We start from the raw sequence: 20149 nt of genomic DNA on the forward strand, positions 1-20149 counted from the left end.
GTTTTCAGACGGCCTTTTTATCCGTGCGGCGGGGTCAGCATGCGGTGTCGGTTTCGTTTTCGCCGCTGTCGGCTTTGCCCTGGCGGCGGGAAAACTGTATGCCGAGCTGTTTCAGTTTGCGGTAGAGGTGGGTGCGCTCGAGGCCGACTTTCTGCGCGACGCGGCTCATGTTCTGGCCTTCCTGCGCGATGTGGTACTCGAAATAGCGGCGTTCGAGTTCTTCGCGCAATTCGCGCAGCGGCATGTTGAAGTCGAAGCCGCCCATGATTTCGGCGGCGGGCGCATTGTCCTGCTGCGGGCGGCCGAGCAGGGCGGCGACGGCGTTTTCGCCGATTTCGCCGTCTTCGCCGGCCAGTATCAGGCTTTTGACGACGGTGTGGAGCTGGTCGAAGTTGCCCGGCCAGTCGTATTGCTGCAGGGCGGCGAGGGCGGCGGCGCTGAATTTAGCAACGGGGATTTTTTGGGTTTCGGACAGCTCGGTGGCGATTTTGTTGACGAGGAAGGCAATATCTTCGGGCTGGCTGCGCAGGGGCGGGATGGCGATGGTGAGGCCGGAGAGCAGGGCGGCCAGGCGGGTATCGTAGTTGGGATTGTCGAGCATTTCTTCGGGGCGGCGGGTGCTCGGGCAGATAACGCGCACGCCGAGGCGCTCGGCTTTGTCGAGCAGGAAGACGATGCCCTGCTGGATGGTTTTGCTGTATTGGGCGATGTCGTTGAGGTAGAGCACGCCGCCGGCGGCTTTTTGCAGCAGCTCCATCGGGGTGTCGACGATGTATTCGGTTTTCGGTTCGACCCAGGCGGTGCCGGTTTTGTGGAAGTAGCGGGCGACGGTTTCGAAGGGGGAGCCGGTTTCGCCGGTGAGCAGGACGGCGCCGCTCTGGCGCACGGCGGCTTCAATGCGGCGGTTCATTTCCTGCACGGCGGGGCTGTTGCCGAGTTTGTCGAGCGAGAGGCCGGCGGCAGCCTGCATTTCGCCGTATTTGAGGGCGCGCTCGACTGTGCCGAGCAGCTTTTTCAGGGCGATGGGTTTTTCGAGGAAGTCCATCGCGCCAATTTTGGTGGCTTCCACGGCGGTGTCGATACTGGCGTGGCCGCTCATCATGACGACGGGCATGGTGAGCTGGCCGTTTTTCGCCCATTCTTTGAGCAGGGTGATGCCGTCGCAGTCGGGCATCCAGATGTCGAGCAGCACCATGGCGGGACGGGTCTGGTTGCGCAGCTGCCGCGCTTCTTCGGCGTTTTCGGCAAGGGCGACGGTGTAGCCTTCGTCTTGCAGAATGTCGGACAGCAGGTCGCGGATGCCGATTTCGTCGTCTACGATAAGGATGTCGTTACTTCTCATGGTCGCTTTCTACCAGTGCGGGTAAGGTGATTCTGACGCAGGCGCCGCCTTCGGGCGGGTTGGACAGGCTGATGCGGCCGCCGTGTTCTTCGATGATTTTTTTGACAACGGGCAAACCCAGGCCGGTGCCGCCGGGTTTGTCGGTGACATAAGGCTCGAAGGCGTTGATGAGCATGTCGCCGGTGAAACTTTTGCCGTTGTTGGCAACGGTCAGGCCTACGCTGCCTTCGGATACGGCGGTATGGATGCGGACAAGCGGCTGCGGCGCTTCTTCGGCGGCTTCGGCGGCGTTTTTGAAGATGTTGTGCAGCACTTGGCGCATCGCCGTGGTATCGGCCTGTATGGTGGCGGGTATATTACTCAAATCGGATTCAAATGTACACGCGCCCGCTTCGTAGAGCAGCAAAACTTCTTCAATGAGGCGGTTGAGATCCTGCGGCTCGGGTTTGAGCGCGGGTGAGCGGGCGTAGTTGCGGAAGTCTTCCACCATTTCCTTCATGGCGGCCACTTGTTTGACGATGGTGTCGGTGGAGCGGATGAGGATTTGCGCGTCCTGTTCGCCCAGTTTGTCCTGGAGTTTCCACGCCAGCCGCTCGGCGGAGAGCTGGATGGGGGTGAGGGGGTTGCGGATTTCGTGGGCGAGGCGTTTGGCGACTTCGCCCCAGGCGGCTTCTTTTTGCGCGCGCACAAGCAGGGTGATGTCGTCGAACACCAGTACCGTGCCGCCGCCGGTGTCTTCGGGCAGGGGGACGGCTTTGCACAGGAGGATGCGCGGTTCGCCGCCGCCGGTGTAGGCCGTCTGAACGGGCTTGTCCTGCGCGTCGGTGTCGAGGACGGTTTGGAACAGGCTGCCGACAAGGGCGTATTGTGGCACGTCGCGCGGCCAGTCGCGCCAGCGGCTGCCGGCCAGTTCGGACAGGGGCAGGCCGAGGATGCGTTCGGCGCTGCGGTTGAGGGTGTTCAGACGGCCTCCGTAATCGAGGGTGACGACGCCCGCCGTCAGGCTTTCCAATACGGTTTCGAGATAGTGGCGAGCGGCTTCCTGTTTGAGGCGGTTGAGCTTTTCGGCGTCGCTGGCGATGGCGAGCTGCTCGGTCATGTGGTTGAACAGGCGGGTGAGCTGGCCGAGTTCGTCGTTGCGGTAGACGGGGCGGCGTTGGGAAAAATCGCCTTCGGCCACGGCTTTGGCGCCTTCGGAGAGCGACAGGATGGGCTCGATGAAGCGGCGCGAGAAGTAGAGGGCGATCACCAGCGCCAGCATCACGGAGAGCAGGGCAGCGGCGAGCAGGGTGATGAGGAAGAAGGTTTGCAGACCCTGCTGGGCGTAGGTGAGCTGGGCGTATTTGCCGCGTGCGTTTTCGATGAGTTCGGCGTCGCGGGCGACGTTGTCGGGGATAGGCCGTCTGAAAAAGAGCGCCTGTTCGCGGCCGTTTTGCGGCGGCAGGGACAGCCAGCCTTCGGCGTAGAGCCTGCCGTTGATGCTGGCGACGCTGCGGGCGGAGCCGGTTTGTTTCAAACGGGCGGCGGTGTCGCCGTCGGGCTGCGGCGGGGGCAGGGCGGCGGGGTTGGTGATGATTTCTGTGCGGTTGCCGGCGGGATGGTAGAGGCCGGTTTGGCCGAAGGCGGCGGCTTCGCGGCTCTGTTTGACGGTCTGCGCCGCATCGCCGCCCATGGAAACGGCGCTGATGACTTCGATTTGCAGGCTTGCGGCACGGCGCACGCTGTCGTCGAGGGCGGCGTCGAGGGCGGATTTGCTGAGGGTCAGGCTGCTTTCGAGCGCCTGCGCGGTGTCGTTGCCGAACCAGGAATGGATGCTGTATGAGATAAATTGCGCCGATACGCCGAAGAGGAAAACGGCGGGCAGCACGGCCACCAGGCAGAACATGACCGCCAGCCGCCGCGCCAGCCGCGAGCCGAGCATATTGTATTGGTTGTGGCACAGCAGCAGCCAGCCGTAGCGCAGCAGCATGGCCAGCAGCATGACGACCATCAGGCCGCCTGCGGCAATCAGGTGCCAGAAGTATTCGGAGAGCGGGCTGCCGCTGTTGGTGGCGACGGTGAGGGCGTACACCAGCGCGGCGGCCAGCAGGAAGAAAATCAGATAGCGGCGGTGCATGGTTCAGCCTTTGCTGACCGACAGGGTTTTCCAGCCGGAATCGAGCTGCCAGTTTTTGGCGGTGAGCGAGTTGATTTGGAAGGGCTTGGGCAGTTGGGCGGTGCTCAGCGTCAGACGGATTTCGGCCTTCACTTCGTGCGCGTCGGTGCCGTCGAGCGTGCCTTTGGGCAGCACGCGCCAGTTGGCGATGGCGCCGATGCCGCGCAGGGCGGTGTCGAGGCCGGAGTATTCGGTGGAAAACGTGCCGATGGTGACGCGGTAGCGGTTGGTGAGCGGGTGGAAGGAGAGTTTGTAGGCGACGTCGTTGTCGCTGCCGACGAGTTGGCCGAGCTTGAATTTGTAGGCGGCCATGGTCGGCGAGGAGAGCCGGTAGCTGAGGGTGAAATAGAGCGGCACGCCCTGTTTGAGCGCCTGTTTGAGCTGGTCGGGCAACTCGGTGTGGAAGCGGCTGCTGATGTCGAGCTGGCCGCTTTCGGTGAGCACGGCCGCGCTGCGCGTGGGAGCGATGCTTTCGGCGGCGGCTTCAGACGGCCGCAAAAGCAGCACGGCGCCGCAGAGCAGGGCGGCGGCCGTGCGGGCGTGTTTACGGGCGTTTGCGGATAAGTGCGTAAAAAAAGCCATCTTGGGAAGGAGTGGGCAACAGGGTCTGCGGATCGGAGCAGGAGGCGTCGGCGTGGCGGGCGAGGAAGCGTTGCAGTTGCAGGCTGTTTTCTTCGGTGAAGAGCGAGCAGGTGGCAAAGAGCATGCGCCCGCCGGGTTTGACCGTTGTCCACAGCGCATCGAGCAAACCCTCCTGCTGGCGGGCGGTTTTGGCCGCGTCGGTGGGGAGGCGCAGCCATTTGATGTCGGGATTGCGGCGCACCACGCCCGAAGCCGTGCAGGGTACGTCGGCCAACACCGCGTCAAACTGCCTGCCATCATACCACGAAGCCAAATCCCGCGCGTCGGCAGCGGCCAGAGAGGCCGTCTGAAAGCCCAAGCGGTGCAGATTGTCGGCCACGCGTTTCAGACGGCCTGCGTCGATGTCCAACGCCGTTACTTCGCAATCGGCCATCTCCAAAATATGCCCCGTTTTGCCGCCCGGCGCGGCGCAGGCATCCAAGATGCGTTCGCCGTTTTGCGGCTGCAACAGATACGCCGCCTTCTGCGCGCCGAAGTCCTGCACCGACACCAGGCCGTCTGAAAAACCGGGCAGGCTGTTTACCGGCACGGCCTCGTCCGGCGTTACCGCGTAATCGTCAAGCGCACGCGCCCCGATGCCCGCTTCGGCGAGCTTGACCAAATAGCTTTCAGCGTTGCCGTGGCGGCGGTTGACGCGCAGCGTCATCGGCGGATGGCTTTGCAGCGCGGCGGCGATATTGTGCCAATGCTTGGGATAATGGTTTTGCAGATAAGCCAGCCACCAGCGCGGCAGATTGTATTTCGCCACATCGTCGGTCTTACACCACGTCGCGAGCTTGTCGCGCTCGCGCAAAAAGCGGCGCAACACGGCATTGGCAAACGAGCGGTACTGCCCGCGCCCGATGCGGCCGACGGCTTCCACCGCCTCGTTCACCACCGCGTGCGGCGCGTTGCGCGTGTAATGAAGCTGGTAAAGCGCGGTAATCAGCAGGCTTTCAAGCTCTTGGTTGCCAATCGGCTTGTTCAACAGCTTGCCGAGCATAAATTTGAGGCTGCCGAGATAACGCTGGCTGCCGTAAGCAATGTCTTGCAGCGCGCCGCTTTCCTGCGCGCTCAAATCGGGATGCGCGGCACGCACGCGCGCCAACACGTCTTGCAGGTTTTGCCCTGCGGCCACAGCGGCGGCGGTTTCGGCGGCAAGTTTCTGGGCGAGAGCCATGCTCATAACGGGATTCCTGTTTGAAAGGGTTTCAGGCGGCCTTTTGGTGTTGAGGCCGTCTGAAAAAGACGAAGGGACGAAAAAGCGGCGATTATACGGCAGACGGGCTTTCAGACGGCCTCTGCCAGATACGACACAGCGGCGGCGAGGCGTTCGGGGATTTCATGGAAATGGCCGCCGCTGTTGAGCGCGAAGGCCGTCTGAATGCCGCGCCCGCGCCACAGGTTTTCGGTGAAACGCATATTGTTTTCCACCGCAGCCATGCGTGGGTTTTTGCTGTTTTTTTCGGTGTCGCCGATGGAGAAATACGCGCGTTGCGGCGGCTTGGGCATGGCGTTGGCGGCGGCAAAATCCGTCCAGCCGTCAAACCACAGCGAGCCGGAAACGCAGGCAATCTTTTCAAACGGGTTTTTCTGATACGCGCACCAAGCAGCAAACAAACCCGCCAGCGAGTAGCCCGCGATGCCGCGCCATTGGGGGCGCAGGTTCAGACGGCCTTCGATGTCGGACAGCACGTCTGCCAGCCAAGCCAGATAATCCGCCGCGCCGCCGCTAAAATCGGCCGCTTTTTTAAACACGCGCGGCGCAGGCCAGGGCGTGAACGAATGTTCCCAATCGGACTCGTCCGCCGAGAGCAGCACAAGGCCGTCTGAAAGCAGCGCGGCCAGCGCGTCGGCTTCGTGCGGCTGTAAAAAAGTGAGCACCAGCGGTGCGTCGGCAGGGGTGTTGTCGGCGCGGTAAACGCGGAAAGTTTTTTGGTTGAGGGTAATCGTATTGGTAAGGTGCATGGCCGGTTGCTTATATATGTTGTTCGGAGGCCGTCTGAATGCGGTTTCAGACGGCGTAGGTTGGGTCGAGACCCAACAAAACCTTTAAATCATCTGTTTGTTGAGTCTTTAACCCAACCTACCTGCCGCACAATTGGCGTTCGCACGGTACACCGTCGTGATTGCCGTCCATTTTGGTGTTGGGGCAGTTGTGCAGGAAAAATTCGGCCTCTTCGCAAGAAGTCATTTGCGAGCAGTGCGTACGGCCGTCGCAGCGGAATTTTTGGGCAGACGTATTGCTTTTCTTCAGCTTGGGTTTGGCTTTGTTTTCGATGGCGGAAAGCGCGGCAGGTTTGTTTTTTTGCCAAAGAGCTTGGATTTCGTGGCTGTAAAAGTGCCAAATTCCTGCCGATACGGCGATGAGAAGAATAAGTTTTTTCATGGTGTCATGTGCAAAGCGGTTAAAGATGTGTGTTAACGGCAAATTGCCCAAGGCCGTCTGAACACGATATTCAGCCAAACAATTCGGCGTGCGAACCCAAACGATAGAGCAAAATGGTTTTGCGTGCTTCGTCGCGGCGGTAAACCAGCAGCAAATCGGGTTTGCCGTGGCATTCGAGATAGCCGACGTAATGGCTGATAAGCGGGTGCTCTTTGTATTTGGCGGGCAGAGGTTCGCCCGATACGAGCAAGTCCAAAACGGTTTTGACGGCCTGTTGCGCGGCCTTGTCGTGTTGGTAGCGTTTGCTGTCCTGCTTGAATTTGTTGGAAATTTCCAGCGTGTACATTACCACCCCAAATCACGCATCAAATCTTCAACAGTTTCATAGCGCGTACCGCCGTTGCGCTCCAAATCGGCGACGGCGGCCAGCGTTTCGGCATTTGGCCGCGCCAAGCCTTCGGGCAGCTCGGCTTTGGCGGCAAGCTGGGTCAGCAGCATTCGGGTAACGGCCGACAAGTCCAAACCCAAGGCTTTGGCGTTGGCGGCGGCTTTTTGTTTGATTTCGTTGTCGATGCGGATGGTCAGGGTGCTGTCCATGATGCGTTCCTGTTATTACGGATTTGTACTGACAATATTGTATGTGCAAATTTGTAATGACGCAATTTGCGTAGGGAAACAAAAGGCCGTCTGAAACGGAAAACTGCGTCTCAGACGGCCTTTGCCAATGTTGCTTCGTTATTCCAACATCGTGCCCGCTTCGATACTGCGCCCTGCGACAAAGGCGGCAATGTCCATGCGCTTGCTGCCTGCGGGTTGCAATTCTTTGATGTTTAACGCGCCTTCGCCGCAGGCGATGACGAGGCCGTCTGAAGTGCAGGACAACACTTCGCCCGCGCGGCCTTGTTGGTTGACTGTTTCGACGCGCCAGATTTTCAGCGGCTTGCCCTGATATTCCGTCCACGCGGCGGGGACGGGGTTGAAGGCGCGGATTTTGAGCTCGATGGCGGCGGCCGGTTCGCGCCAGTTGATACGTGCTTCTTCTTTGCTTAATTTTTGTGCGTAGGTAACGCCGTTATCGTGCTGGGCGGCGGCGTTCAGACGGCCTTCGCGCTCAAGTTGTTGCAAATCGGCGACAATGGCGGCCGCGCCGATGGCCATTAGTGCGTCGTGCACTTCGTTGGCGGTGTCGGTGTTGCGGATGGCGTAGCGGTGTTCGCTGACGACTGCGCCGGTGTCCAAGCCCGCGTCCATCTGCATGATGCACACGCCGGTTTCGGCGTCGCCCGCTTCGATGGCGCGTTGGATGGGCGCAGCGCCGCGCCAGCGCGGCAGCAGCGAGGCGTGGATATTGAGGCAGCCGTGGCGCGGCGCGTCCAATACTTCCTGCGGCAGTATCAGGCCGTAGGCGGCGACGACCATCACGTCTGCGCCGACGCTTTGCAACAGGGCGAGCGCATCGGCGTTGCCGCGCAGTTTTTCGGGCTGTTCGACGCGCAAACCGAGTTCCAGTGCGGCCTGTTTCACGGGCGAAGCCTGAAGCTGCATTCCGCGCCCTTTGGGGCGGTCGGGCTGGGTGAGCACAAGCGGGATGTCAAAACCCGCATCGGCGATGGCTTTGAGGGCGGCGGCGGCAAAATCGGGCGTGCCTGCGAAGATGATTTTCATGGGTGTGGCCTTGTGGAAACTTTCAGACGGCCTTGTCCGTGGTATGGAGGCCGTCTGAATGGGTTGGGCGGATAAGAATTTTTGCAGAGTCTGCGGCGGCCGTTTCAGACGGCCTTGGTGTCGGATTTCGGCGTGAAGCCGCTTTCGCGCGGGCAGGGCGGACAATGGCGGCGGCTTGAAAGAAGTTCAGGCCGTCTAAAAAAGCGGTGGTGCGGTTTCAGACGGCCTGTGTGTGTTTACATATTGTGTTTTTGGCGTTTTTTCAGCTTGGTTTTGATGCGGCCTTGTTTGAGCTGCGAGAGGTGTTCGACAAACACGATGCCCATCAGGTGGTCGAGTTCGTGCTGTACGCAGATGGCCAATAGGCCGTCGGCTTCGAGAGTGAATTTTTCGCCTTTTTTGTCAAGTGCTTCTACCTTTACACGCTCGGCGCGGGTTACCGTGTCGTAAATGCCGGGTACGGAGAGGCAGCCTTCTTCGTAAGTGGTTTGGCCGTCTTTTTCCACAATCACGGGGTTGATGAACACGCACGGCTCGCTGCGGTCTTCGCTCAAATCCATCACCACCACGCGCTCGTGCACGTCAACCTGCGTGGCCGCCAGCCCGATGCCGCGCGCCTCGTACATGGTTTCAAACATATCAGCAACCAGCGTTTGGATACGTTCGTCAATCTTTTCAACGGGCTTGGCTACCGTGTGCAGCCGCTCGTCGGGATATTGGAGGATGTTCAGTAAAGCCATTTCGTTCTCGATGGGTTTTGCGGGTGTTTATGCAGAATAATTTTAACGCTATGTGGTTTGCCGTAAAGAGTGGTAAAATCATGCGATAAATCGGCAAGGCAATTTTGTTTTGTGTTGCTACTTGTATTTTTTTAATGATGACTGCGTGAATGAATTTCAAGGGGAGTGTCATGCAAAAACGTATTATAACCCTGCTTTGTGCCGCCGGTTTGGCTATTTCCGCCCCGGCAATGTCTGCCGCGCTGAAGGTTCGCCCCGATGCGCCGACCCGCTATGTTGTGAAACAGGGCGATACTTTGTGGGGAATTTCAGGCAAATATCTGTATCGTCCTTGGCAGTGGAACCGCCTTTGGGGTGCGAACCGCAGCAAAATCCGCAATCCCGACCGCATTTATCCGGGTCAAGTGTTGGTTTTACGCTACGTTAACGGCCGTCCTCGCCTTTCGGTAGAGCACCGCGCAGGTTCGGACGGTATTCCGACCATCAAGCTGTCGCCGCGTGTGCGCGAGGTCAGCTCCGGTTACGGCATCCAAGCCATCAATGTGAATTTCTACCGCATGTTTATGCAGCATCCGCAGATTATCGACCAGATGCAGACGCAGCATGCGCCGCGCTTGGTTGAAGGTCCTGACGGCCGTATGCTGTATTCGAAAGGCGACCGTGTATACGCCTATGAGATTACCGAGCCCGGCCGCTATTTGGTTTACCGTGCGCGCAAAGACATTACCGATCCCGAAACCAAGAAATATTTGGGTCAGGAAGTGGTGTTCAGCGGCGTAGTCAGCACTTTGGCCGGTACGAACAGCGCGTTGGACGGCCGCAGCAAGGCGGATGCCGAGGCATTGCCGGACAACGAGTACTACACACGCGTTCATCCGTTGGTAAAACTGCCGACGCAGACTGCGCAGCCGATGGTAGTTGAAGAGGCTGTATCCGAAATCCGCAAAGGCGACTTCCTGCTGAAAATGGACGAGAGCGGCGACAGCTTCAATATGATGCCCCATGCGCCCAGCCAGCATATCGATGCCCGCGTGGTTTCGATTTTTGACGGCATCAGCGAGGCCGGCCAGTTCCAAACCATTACGCTGAACAAGGGTGAGGAAGACGGCTTGGACAAAGGCACGGTATTGAGCCTTTACAAGCGCAGCCGCCAAATCAAAACCGATTTGCAAAAAGGCAAAGACGGCAGCCGCAGCGTGGTGAAATATCTCTCCATCCCTGCTGAAGAAGTGGGTTTGGCGATGGTGTACCGTACCAGCAAACACCTTGCATCGGCCATTATTTTGGAAAGCGCCACCAGCATCAGCGTGGGTGACACAGCTTCCGAGCCGGGTCATGATTTGGATAATATGTCGGACGATGGTCGTCACGAGCCGAATGTTCCGCAAGATTCGCATGACGACGAACATAACTCAACTAATGTGAAGAGCAATATCAACCTTCATTAATGTACGTGGCGTTTGCTTGGAGGCCGTCTGAAAAATTTTCAGACGGCCTTTTGTTTGTGTCGGGCAAAGCTGTGAAGTGTTCTGATAAAACGGAAAAAAATGTGGCTGTGCGGCAGTTGGTTGGAGAGGAGAGACAAAATCTTCTTAACATAATTTAATAGTAACTATTATCATTTAGTTATTGAAATTATTGGATTTTTTTGTGCGATTTTGAAATCGCGCTCTTTAAATTGCCGTCTGATTTGGCTAAAATGGCAGCCGTTTGATTACGTTATCTGTTAATGATTCGAGTGTGACGCTATGTTGGCAAATTACCTGCCCGTTTTGGTTTTTATGCTGATCGGCCTGGCCGCCGGCATCCTGTTTCTGGCTTTGGGCACGCTGTTGGGGCCCAAGCGCCATTACGCCGAGAAAGACGCGCCGTTTGAGTGCGGCTTCGAGGCTTTTGAAAACGCAAGGATGAAGTTCGACGTGCGCTACTACCTGGTGGCGATACTCTTCATTCTATTTGATTTGGAAGTGGCTTTTATGATCCCGTGGGCGGTGGTGTTTAAAGACTTGGGCATGGTCGGATTCTGGCCGATGCTGGTGTTTATCGCCGTTTTGGGCATAGGCTTTGTTTACGAATGGAAAAAAGGTGCGCTGGAATGGGAATAGAAGGCGTTTTGAATAAAGGTTTCATCACCACCAGCGCGGATACCGTGCTCAACTACATGCGCACCGGCTCGCTGTGGCCGGTGACTTTCGGTTTGGCCTGCTGCGCGGTGGAGATGATGCACGCCGGTATGGCGCGCTACGACCTTGACCGCTTCGGCATTATCTTTAGGCCTTCGCCGCGCCAGTCCGACCTGATGATTGTTGCCGGCACGCTGTGCAACAAAATGGCGCCGGCGCTGCGCCGCGTGTACGACCAGATGGCCGAGCCGCGCTGGGTGCTGTCTATGGGTTCCTGCGCCAACGGCGGCGGCTACTACCATTATTCCTATTCCGTGGTGCGCGGTTGCGACCGCATCGTGCCGGTGGACGTGTACGTTCCCGGCTGCCCGCCCACCGCCGAAGCGCTGCTTTACGGCCTGATTCAGCTTCAGGGCAAAATCAAGCGCACCTACACCATCGCCCGCAACTAGGAGCACGCCATGCATGTAAACGATTTGCACGCCGCCGTGCAGCGGCTGTTGGGCGACAAGGCCGGCACCGTGCTGCTGGCTTTCGGCGAAGTAACCGTCGAATGCCGCCCCGAGCACTACATCGACATTATGACTACCCTGCGCGACCACGAAGAGCTGCATTTCGAGCTGCTGGTGGATTTGTGCGGCGTCGATTACAGCACTTATAAAAACGAAGCATGGCAGGGCAAGCGCTTTGCCGTAGTCAGCCAGCTGTTGTCGGTGAAAAACAACCAGCGCATCCGCGTGCGCGTGTGGGCGGACAACGACGATTTTCCGGTTGTCCAAACCGTTACCCCGATTTACAACAGTGCCGACTGGTACGAGCGCGAAGCCTTCGATCTCTACGGCATTATTTTCAACGACCACCCCGACCTGCGCCGCATCCTGACCGACTACGGCTTTGTCGGACATCCTTTCCGCAAGGATTTCCCCATTTCCGGCTATGTGGAGATGCGTTACGACGAAAAAGAAAAACGCGTGATCTACCAGCCGGTTACCATCGAGCCGCGCGAGATTACCCCGCGCGTTGTCCGCGAGGAGAACTACGGTGGCCACTAAACTCAGAAACTACACCATCAACTTCGGCCCGCAGCACCCCGCCGCCCACGGCGTATTGCGCATGATTTTGGAATTGGACGGCGAAACCATCGTCCGCGCCGACCCCCATATCGGCCTGCTGCACCGCGGCACCGAAAAGCTGGCCGAAACCCGCACCTTCCTGCAAACCCTGCCCTATATGGACCGCTTGGACTACGTTTCCATGATGGTCAACGAGCAGGCCTACTGCCTGGCGGTGGAAAAACTGCTTGGCATCGACATCCCCATCCGTGCCAAATACATCCGCACCATGTTTGCCGAGGTAACGCGCATCCTGAACCACCTGATGGGTGTCGGTTCGCACGCGCTCGACATCGGCGCCATGACCGCGATTCTCTACGCCTTCCGCGACCGCGAAGACCTGATGGACTTGTACGAAGCCGTCTCCGGCGCGCGCATGCACGCCGCCTATTTCCGTCCCGGCGGCGTGTACCGCGATTTGCCCGACTTTATGCCCAAATACGAGCCGAGCAAGTACCGCAGCGCCAAAGTATTGAAAGAACTCAACGCCTGGCGCGAAGGCAGCATGCTCGACTTCATCGACGCCTTCTGCGAGCGTTTCCCGTCGCGCATCGACGATTTGGAAACCCTGCTTACCGACAACCGCATCTGGAAGCAGCGTACCGTCGGCATCGGCGTCGTTTCGCCCGAGCGCGCCATGCAAAAAGGCTTCACCGGCGTGATGCTGCGCGGCTCCGGCGTCGAATGGGACGTACGCAAAACCCAACCCTACGAAGTCTATGACCAAATGGACTTCGACATCCCCGTCGGCGTCAACGGCGACTGCTACGACCGCTACCTGTGCCGCATCAACGAAATGCGCCAGTCCACCCGCATCATCAAACAATGCGCCGACTGGCTGCGCGTCAATCCCGGCCCGGTGATTACCGACGACCACAAAGTCGCCCCGCCCAAACGCACCGAAATGAAGCTCGGTATGGAAGATTTGATCCACCACTTCAAACTCTTCACTGAAGGCATGCACGTACCCGAGGGCGAAACCTATACCGCCGTCGAACATCCCAAAGGCGAATTCGGCATCTACCTGATTTCCGACGGCGCCAACAAACCCTACCGCCTGAAAATCCGCGCCCCCGGCTTCGCCCACCTGCAAGGCATGGACGAAATGGCCAAAGGCCACATGCTGGCCGACGTCGTCGCCATCATCGGCACCCAGGACATCGTATTCGGAGAGGTGGACAGATAATGTTATCCGCAGAATCCCTGAAACAAATCGACACCGAGCTGGCCAAATACCCCGCCGACCGCCGCCGATCCGCCATTATGGGCGCGCTACGCATCGCCCAAACCGAAAAAGGCTGGCTCGCCCCCGAAACCATCGAGTTTGTCGCCGAATACGTCGGCATCAGCCCCGCGCAGGCCTACGAAGTCGCTACTTTCTACAATATGTACGACATCAAACCGGTGGGCAAATACAAACTCACCGTCTGCACCAACCTGCCCTGCGCCCTGCGCGGCGGCGTCGATGCCGGCGAATACCTGAAGAAAAAACTCGGCATCGGCTACGGCGAAACCACCGCCGACGGCAAATTCACCCTGGTCGAAGGCGAATGCATGGGCGCCTGCGGCGATGCCCCGGTGATGCTGCTCAACAACCACAAAATGTGCAGCTTTATGGATGCTATGGCGATTGATGCGAAGCTGGCGGAGTTGGAATAGAGCGGTTTGAGGTAATCTGAGACAATATTTCCAGCTATTTTAGATAAAAATGGACTACAAAATAGATGTTTATGAAGCTGATGAACTCAATCAGTATCGATTTGTGCTTGGCTCAATATCAGCTAAAACACTTTGCGTATTCGGTATAAATCCAAGTACAGCAGATGATAAAAACCCTGATCCCACGATCAAAAGAGTAATGGGATTTGTTGAGCGCAATGGTTATACCAGTTTCGTAATGTTTAATTTGTATCCTAAAAGAGCTACTGATCCGCATGATTTGCCTACTGTAGCTGATGAAGTAGCAATACAGAAGAATATTGAAATTATTTCTAAAATTGTTTCTCAGATTATTGAGCAACAAAAACAATGTGATGTGTTGTTGGCATGGGGTGGCTCATTTTATTTGCGCAATTATTTTGATACTTGTTTGAAGAAAATGTATAACTCTTTGAATGGATATCCAATAAATTGGTTAAGAATAGGAGAGTTATTGAAATCAGGACAACCAAGGCATCCATCACGGCAGTCCTATGAATTAAAGTTTGAAACTATGGATATGAATGCGTTTTTGTCTCGTTAGCAAAGTTGGGTTTCGACTCAACAAAAACGTAAAGCAGCCTGAAAACCCGTAGGGTGCGCACCGCGCACCAAATCTCACCGCAATCCGATAGGCGAAACATAGCAACCCCCCCCGGGAGCGCGCCATGAAACCGCTTTTATTTGTAAGCGCCGCAGCATTGTTGATGAGCGGCTGCGCGTCTGTCGAAGAATATTTCAACGGCACATCGCCCCACACCTGCTACGGCTTGGGCAACCCAGAATGCGTCAGACAAGGCTACCACCCTGGCGGAGGCATAATGCAGCCTGGCGCAACCGCCTACGAACAGTAGCAAAAACGGTAGCGTAAGGCAGCCTGAAAAGGCCGTCTGAAAACCATAGGCCGGATTCTCGAATCCGACAGCCGCCCGCAAGGCGGCATCAGGCAGCCTGAAACCGTAAAACCTACAGCAATCCATTCCCTCTCCCGCCCCGCGGTGGAGGGCTAGGGTGGGGGCAGCGGTGCAACAGAAACCGCCGCCACACCCGCAAACAAAAAAGCGTTTCCGCAGAAACACCACCCCCACCCCGACCCTCCCCCGCAAGGCAGGGGAGGGAGCAGAAGAAACATCTGTTTCAGACGGCCTTAAAAGCAGCCTGAAAACCAAACAGGCCGTCTGAAAGGCCGCCCGAACCGAACAAACCAAACAACCCCGAGCAAGCACCATGGCTATTTACCAAACAGGCGTGATTTTCGACAACGTGGACACCCGCGATCCCGACTGCTGGACACTCGATTCCTACCTCCAACGCGGCGGCTACCAAGCCCTGCGCAAAATCCTGTCCGAAAACACCAGCCAAGACGACGTCATCGCCGAAGTCAAAGCCTCCGGCCTGCGCGGCCGCGGCGGCGCAGGCTTTCCCACCGGTCTCAAATGGAGCTTTATGCCCCGCTCCTTCCCCGGCACCAAATACGTCGTCTGCAATACCGACGAAGGCGAGCCCGGCACCTTCAAAGACCGCGACATCATCTTCTTCAATCCCCACGCCCTGATCGAAGGCATGATTATCGCCGGCTACGCCATGGGCGCGCCCGCCGGCTACAACTACATCCACGGCGAAATCTTCGAAGGCTACCAGCGCTTTGAAGCCGCGCTGGCGCAGGCGCGCGCGGCCGGCTATCTCGGCCAGAACATTCTCGGCAGCGAGTTCTCCTTTGAACTCTATGCCGCCCACGGCTACGGCGCCTATATCTGCGGCGAAGAAACCGCCTTGCTCGAATCGCTGGAAGGCAAAAAAGGCCAACCGCGCTTCAAGCCGCCGTTCCCCGCATCCTTCGGCCTATACGGCAAGCCCACCACCATCAACAACACCGAAACCTTTTCTTCCGTCCCCTTTATCATCCGCGACGGCGGCCAGACCTTTGCCGACAAAGGCATCGAAAACGCCGGCGGCACCAAGCTGTTTTCCATTTCCGGCCATATCGAGCGCCCGGGCAACTACGAAGTGCCGCTGGGTACGCCGTTTGCCAAAATCCTGGAAATGGCTGGCGGCATGAAAAACGGCAAAAAACTCAAAGCCGTTATCCCCGGCGGTTCGTCCGCACCGGTGCTGCCCGCCGACATCATGATGGAATTGAACATGGACTACGATTCCATCGCCAAAGCCGGCTCGATGCTCGGTTCGGGCGCGATTATCGTGATGGACGAAGACGTGTGCATGGTCAAAGCGCTCGAGCGCCTGAGCTATTTCTACCACGAAGAATCCTGCGGCCAATGCACCCCCTGCCGCGAAGGCACCGGCTGGCTGTACCGCATCGTCCACCGCATCGCCAACGGCCAGGGGCGCATGGAAGACTTGGATCTGCTCGATTCCGTCGGCAACAATATGGCCGGACGCACCATCTGCGCCCTGGCCGACGCCGCCGTCTTCCCCGTGCGCAGCTTCACCAAACACTTCCGCGACGAGTTCGTCCACTACATCGAACACGGCCGGCCGATGAAAGAGCATAAGTGGTGTTAAAGGCAGCCTGAAAGTAAAAAGGCCGTCTGAAACCGAACAACCGACAGCAACCGAATCCCCTCTCCAGCTTGCGGGGGAGGGCTAGGGTGGGGGTAGTAGGGCAACAGCAATTTCCGCCACGCCCGCAAACAAAAAAAGCGTTTCCGCAGAAACGCCACTCCCACCCCGCCCCTCCCCCGCAGGGCAGGGGAGGGAGACAGAAGCAACACTGTTTTCAGACGGCCGCCAAGGCAGCCTGAAACGTAAAAAAGCCACCCGAAACCCGTAGTTCGGATACTCGTATCCGATAAGCCGCTCCAAGCGGCTGTAAGGCAGCCTGAAAACCGGCAACGCAAGTTTCAGCGAAGTGAAAAAACACCCCAAGGCCGTCTGAACGCCGCAAACCGCGTTTTCAGGCTGCCCCAAACCATTACCCATTTAAAGAAAACCCCGTAACTAGGAAACCACCATGTTACAAATCGAAATCGACGGCAAACAAGTGTCGGTAGAGCAGGGCGCGACGGTAATCGAAGCCGCGCAAAAGCTCGGCACCTACATCCCGCACTTCTGCTACCACAAGAAACTTTCCATTGCTGCCAACTGCCGCATGTGCCTGGTGGAAGTGGAAAAAGCGCCCAAGCCGCTGCCCGCCTGCGCCACGCCGGTAACCGACGGCATGGTGGTGCGCACCCATTCCGAAAAAGCGCGTCAGGCGCAGGAAGGGGTGATGGAGTTTCTGCTGATCAACCACCCGCTCGATTGTCCGGTATGCGACAAGGGCGGCGAGTGCCAGTTGCAGGACTTGGCGATGGGCTACGGCAAAACCACCAGCCGCTACACCGAAGCCAAACGCGCCGTTGTCGGCAAAGATATGGGACCCTTGATTTCCGCCGCCGAAATGAGCCGCTGCATCCACTGCACCCGCTGCGTGCGCTTCACCGAAGAAATCGCCGGCGAACAGGAAATCGCCATGGCCTACCGCGGCGAGTTTTCCGAAATCATGCCCTTTGTCGGTAAAGTGGTGGAAACCGAATTGTCGGGCAACGTTATCGACCTGTGCCCCGTCGGCGCGCTGACCAGCAAGCCCTTCCGCTTCAACGCCCGCACTTGGGAATTGAGCCGACGAAAATCCGTTTCCGCCCACGACTCTTTGGGCAGCAACCTGATTGTGCAGGTGAAAGAACACACCGTGCGCCGCGTACTGCCGCTGGAAAACGAAGCCATCAACGAATGCTGGCTGTCCGACCGCGACCGCTTCGCCTACGAAGGCCTGTACCACGACAGCCGCCTGAAAAACCCGAAAATCAAGCAGGGCGGTGAATGGATCGATGTTGATTGGAAAACCGCGCTCGAATATGTGCGCACTTCGCTGGACTGCGTCGGTAAAGACGGACAGCAGGATCAAATCGGCATCTGGGCCAACCCGATGAATACCGTCGAAGAGCTGTATCTGGCGAAAAAACTGGCGCAGGGTCTCGGCATCAAACATTTCGACACCCGCCTGCAGGCGCAGGATGCCCGTTTGGCAGGCAGCCTGAAAGGCGCGCAATGGCTCGGCCAGAGCATTGAAGACTTGGGCAATGCCGGCGCCATTCTGGTGCTCGGCGCCAACCTGCGCAAAGAGCAGCCGCTCCTGACCGCCCGCCTGCGCCGCGCCACCAACAACGGCAGCCAGATCAGCGTGCTCGCCAGCAGCAAAGAAGCGCTGCATATGCCGCTTGCCGCGCAGCAAATCCTGCATCCGAACCAATGGGCAGGCTGCCTGAAAACCCTGGCGCAGGACTTGGAAAACGGTATCGGCGGCAGCCTGAAAACCGCCGAGCAGGCCGCCATTGTGCTGGGCGCCGAAGCGCAGAACCATCCCGATTACGCCGCCATCTATGCCGCCGCGCAGGAGCTGGCCGATGCTACCGGCGCCAAGCTCGGCATTCTGCCGCAGGCGGCCAACAGCGTCGGCGCTGATGTGCTGGCAGTCAATAACGGACAGACCATTGCCGAAATGATTGCCCAGCCGAAAAAAGCCGTGCTGCTGTTGAACGTCGAACCCGAAATCGACGTGGCCAACGGCGGCCGTGCCGTGGCCGCGCTGCGCGAAGCGCAAACCGTGATGGCCTTCACCCCCTATGTCAGCGACACTCTGCTAGACGTGTGCGACCTGCTGCTGCCGATTGCGCCCTTTACCGAAACTTCCGGCAGCCTGATCAATATGGAAGGCCGCTTGCAGTCCTTCCACGGCGTATCCAAAGGCTACGGTGACAGCCGCCCGCTGTGGAAAATCCTGCGCGTGCTGGGCAATATTTTTGAAGTGGACGGCTTTGAGTTCGACAGCAGCGAAGAAGTGCTGCAAGAAGCAATCGACAAAGACGCGCTGGCCGGCAAACTCGACAACCGCAGCAGCTGGCAGGGCGCAGCCGCGCCGGCCGGCAGCGGGCTGACCCGCGTCGGCGGCACCGGCATCTACCACACCGACGCCATCGTACGCCGCGCCGAATCGCTGCAGCAAACCGGCCACGCCCAAGTGCCCGCCGCCCGCGTCCACCCGCTGACGCTGGCCGCGCTCGGCCTGCTCGACGGCGACAGCGTGCGCGCCAAACACGGCGAGCACAGCGTTACCGTCAGCGTTGCCGCCGACAAAACGCTGCCGGAAAACATCGTCCACCTGCCGCTGCACAGCGCCAACGCCGAATTGGGCGGCATGATGAACGCCATCGAACTGGAAAGGGCTTAAGCAATGCAAGAATGGTTCCAAACCCTGTTTTCAGGCTGGCTCGGCCCCATCGGCAGCGACATCGGCCTGATTGTGGCGATCGTCGTCAAAATCGTCATCATCCTGATTCCGCTGATTCTCACCGTTGCCTACCTGACTTACTTCGAGCGCAAAGTTATCGGCTTTATGCAGCTGCGCGTCGGCCCCAACGTAACCGGCCCGTGGGGCTTGATCCAGCCCTTTGCCGACGTGTTCAAACTGCTGTTTAAAGAAGTAACCCGCCCCAAGCTCTCGAACAAGGCGCTGTTCTATATCGGCCCGATTATGTCGCTGGCGCCGTCGTTTGCCGCTTGGGCGGTGATTCCCTTTTCCGAAAAATGGTTGCTCACCAACATCAACGTCGGCCTGCTCTACATCCTGATGATTACCTCGCTGTCGGTGTACGGCGTGATCATCGCCGGCTGGGCGTCCAATTCCAAATACTCATTTCTCGGCGCCATGCGCTCTTCCGCGCAAACCATTTCCTACGAAATCGCCATGGGCGCGGCCTTGCTGTGCGTGGTGATGGTTTCAGGCAGCCTGAATTTTTCCGAAATCGTTGCCGCCCAAGCGCAGGGCATCGCCGGCGGTTCGGTATTCTCGTGGAACTGGCTGCCGCTGTTTCCGGTGTTTATCATTTATCTGATTTCCGCCGTTGCCGAAACCAACCGCGCGCCCTTTGACGTGGCCGAGGGCGAGAGCGAAATCGTCGCCGGTTTCCACGTCGAATACTCCGGTTTCGCCTTTGCCCTGTTCTTTTTGGCCGAATACATTTTCATGATCCTGATTGCCGCGCTGACATCGCTGATGTTTCTCGGCGGCTGGCTCTCGCCCTTCCCGCAAAGCTGGGGCGCTGTCGGCACGCCGTCGGCCTTCTGGATGTTTGTCAAAATGGCGATGGTGCTATACGGCTATCTGTGGATACGCGCCACCTTCCCGCGCTACCGCTACGACCAAATCATGCGCCTGGGCTGGAAGGTGCTGATCCCGATCAGCTTCGTGTTTATCGTCGTGCTGGCGCTGTGGATGGTCTCGCCGCTGAGCTTGTGGAAATAG

21 protein-coding genes are annotated in these 20149 nt (G+C 58.3%); 11 read left to right on the forward strand and 10 right to left on the reverse strand.

Annotated features, from left to right (window positions below; all coding sequences use genetic code 11):
* Window positions 1-34: 34 nt before the first annotated feature.
* The 10 genes from ACG2K1_RS01490 to def all read right to left on the reverse strand — a co-directional run bounded on the left by ACG2K1_RS01490 (window position 35) and on the right by def (window position 8912).
* The gene (locus tag ACG2K1_RS01490; RefSeq protein ID WP_395429295.1) at window positions 35-1342 is read right to left on the reverse strand and encodes a sigma-54-dependent transcriptional regulator; all 1308 of its coding nucleotides are present in this window, start codon (window positions 1340-1342) and stop codon (window positions 35-37) included.
* The gene (locus ACG2K1_RS01495; RefSeq protein ID WP_395429296.1) at window positions 1332-3458 is read right to left on the reverse strand and encodes an ATP-binding protein; all 2127 of its coding nucleotides are present in this window, start codon (window positions 3456-3458) and stop codon (window positions 1332-1334) included. The genes ACG2K1_RS01490 and ACG2K1_RS01495 overlap by 11 nt, the downstream gene beginning before the upstream one ends.
* Before the next feature lie 3 nt (window positions 3459-3461).
* Entirely contained in the window at window positions 3462-4079 is a 618-nt protein-coding gene (locus tag ACG2K1_RS01500; RefSeq protein ID WP_395429297.1) for a DUF4390 domain-containing protein, read from the reverse strand.
* Window positions 4042-5304 (reverse strand): 16S rRNA (cytosine(967)-C(5))-methyltransferase RsmB, encoded by a 1263-nt coding sequence (rsmB, locus tag ACG2K1_RS01505; protein ID WP_395429298.1) that lies wholly within the window; start codon window positions 5302-5304, stop codon window positions 4042-4044. Before rsmB ends, ACG2K1_RS01500 begins: the two co-directional genes overlap by 38 nt.
* A gap of 104 nt (window positions 5305-5408) precedes the next feature.
* A complete protein-coding gene (locus ACG2K1_RS01510; RefSeq protein WP_395429299.1) occupies window positions 5409-6086 on the reverse strand; it encodes an alpha/beta hydrolase-fold protein in 678 nt (225 codons plus the stop codon).
* A 118-nt stretch (window positions 6087-6204) separates the two neighbouring features.
* A complete protein-coding gene (locus ACG2K1_RS01515) occupies window positions 6205-6507 on the reverse strand; it encodes an excalibur calcium-binding domain-containing protein (RefSeq protein WP_009427095.1) in 303 nt (100 codons plus the stop codon).
* Between the two features lie 70 nt (window positions 6508-6577).
* A complete protein-coding gene (locus ACG2K1_RS01520; protein WP_395429300.1) occupies window positions 6578-6853 on the reverse strand; it encodes a type II toxin-antitoxin system YafQ family toxin in 276 nt (91 codons plus the stop codon).
* Entirely contained in the window at window positions 6853-7104 is a 252-nt protein-coding gene (locus ACG2K1_RS01525) for a type II toxin-antitoxin system RelB/DinJ family antitoxin (RefSeq protein ID WP_395429301.1), read from the reverse strand. Before ACG2K1_RS01525 ends, ACG2K1_RS01520 begins: the two co-directional genes overlap by 1 nt.
* A 138-nt stretch (window positions 7105-7242) precedes the next feature.
* Window positions 7243-8172: a methionyl-tRNA formyltransferase gene (fmt, locus tag ACG2K1_RS01530; RefSeq protein WP_395429316.1), complete on the reverse strand. Its 930-nt coding sequence runs from the start codon at window positions 8170-8172 to the stop codon at window positions 7243-7245.
* A 236-nt stretch (window positions 8173-8408) separates the two neighbouring features.
* Complete coding sequence (gene def / locus ACG2K1_RS01535) at window positions 8409-8912, reverse strand: peptide deformylase (protein WP_395429302.1); 504 nt, start codon at window positions 8910-8912, stop codon at window positions 8409-8411.
* 170 nt (window positions 8913-9082) lie between these two features.
* Between def and ACG2K1_RS01540 the strand changes: the two genes are divergently transcribed.
* From ACG2K1_RS01540 to nuoH, 11 genes are all read left to right on the forward strand, one after another.
* A complete protein-coding gene (locus tag ACG2K1_RS01540) occupies window positions 9083-10360 on the forward strand; it encodes a LysM peptidoglycan-binding domain-containing protein (protein ID WP_036496579.1) in 1278 nt (425 codons plus the stop codon).
* A 300-nt stretch (window positions 10361-10660) separates the two neighbouring features.
* Window positions 10661-11017 (forward strand): NADH-quinone oxidoreductase subunit A, encoded by a 357-nt coding sequence (locus tag ACG2K1_RS01545; protein WP_009427103.1) that lies wholly within the window; start codon window positions 10661-10663, stop codon window positions 11015-11017.
* Complete coding sequence (locus ACG2K1_RS01550) at window positions 11008-11487, forward strand: NADH-quinone oxidoreductase subunit B family protein (protein ID WP_009427104.1); 480 nt, start codon at window positions 11008-11010, stop codon at window positions 11485-11487. Before ACG2K1_RS01545 ends, ACG2K1_RS01550 begins: the two co-directional genes overlap by 10 nt.
* A gap of 9 nt (window positions 11488-11496) precedes the next feature.
* Entirely contained in the window at window positions 11497-12087 is a 591-nt protein-coding gene (locus tag ACG2K1_RS01555; RefSeq protein ID WP_395429303.1) for an NADH-quinone oxidoreductase subunit C, read from the forward strand.
* On the forward strand, window positions 12077-13333 hold the full coding sequence (nuoD, locus tag ACG2K1_RS01560) for an NADH dehydrogenase (quinone) subunit D (protein WP_009427106.1): 1257 nt from the start codon (window positions 12077-12079) through the stop codon (window positions 13331-13333). The genes ACG2K1_RS01555 and nuoD overlap by 11 nt, the downstream gene beginning before the upstream one ends.
* Window positions 13333-13806 carry an NADH-quinone oxidoreductase subunit NuoE gene (nuoE, locus tag ACG2K1_RS01565; RefSeq protein ID WP_009427107.1) on the forward strand — a complete coding sequence of 158 codons (474 nt, stop codon included), beginning with the start codon at window positions 13333-13335 and terminating at the stop codon, window positions 13804-13806. Before nuoD ends, nuoE begins: the two co-directional genes overlap by 1 nt.
* Window positions 13807-13855: 49 nt before the next feature.
* On the forward strand, window positions 13856-14389 hold the full coding sequence (locus ACG2K1_RS01570; protein WP_009427108.1) for a DUF1643 domain-containing protein: 534 nt from the start codon (window positions 13856-13858) through the stop codon (window positions 14387-14389).
* Between the two features lie 124 nt (window positions 14390-14513).
* Window positions 14514-14699: a hypothetical protein gene (locus ACG2K1_RS01575; RefSeq protein WP_036496582.1), complete on the forward strand. Its 186-nt coding sequence runs from the start codon at window positions 14514-14516 to the stop codon at window positions 14697-14699.
* Window positions 14700-15072: 373 nt separating this feature from the next.
* Window positions 15073-16368: an NADH-quinone oxidoreductase subunit NuoF gene (gene nuoF / locus ACG2K1_RS01580; protein WP_009427111.1), complete on the forward strand. Its 1296-nt coding sequence runs from the start codon at window positions 15073-15075 to the stop codon at window positions 16366-16368.
* Between the two features lie 448 nt (window positions 16369-16816).
* On the forward strand, window positions 16817-19075 hold the full coding sequence (gene nuoG, locus ACG2K1_RS01585; protein WP_395429304.1) for an NADH-quinone oxidoreductase subunit NuoG: 2259 nt from the start codon (window positions 16817-16819) through the stop codon (window positions 19073-19075).
* A gap of 3 nt (window positions 19076-19078) precedes the next feature.
* Window positions 19079-20149 (forward strand): NADH-quinone oxidoreductase subunit NuoH, encoded by a 1071-nt coding sequence (nuoH, locus tag ACG2K1_RS01590; RefSeq protein WP_238747571.1) that lies wholly within the window; start codon window positions 19079-19081, stop codon window positions 20147-20149.

It is taken from the genome of Neisseria sp. 23W00296 (genome assembly GCF_044772855.1).
Classification (GTDB): Bacteria; Pseudomonadota; Gammaproteobacteria; order Burkholderiales; family Neisseriaceae; genus Neisseria.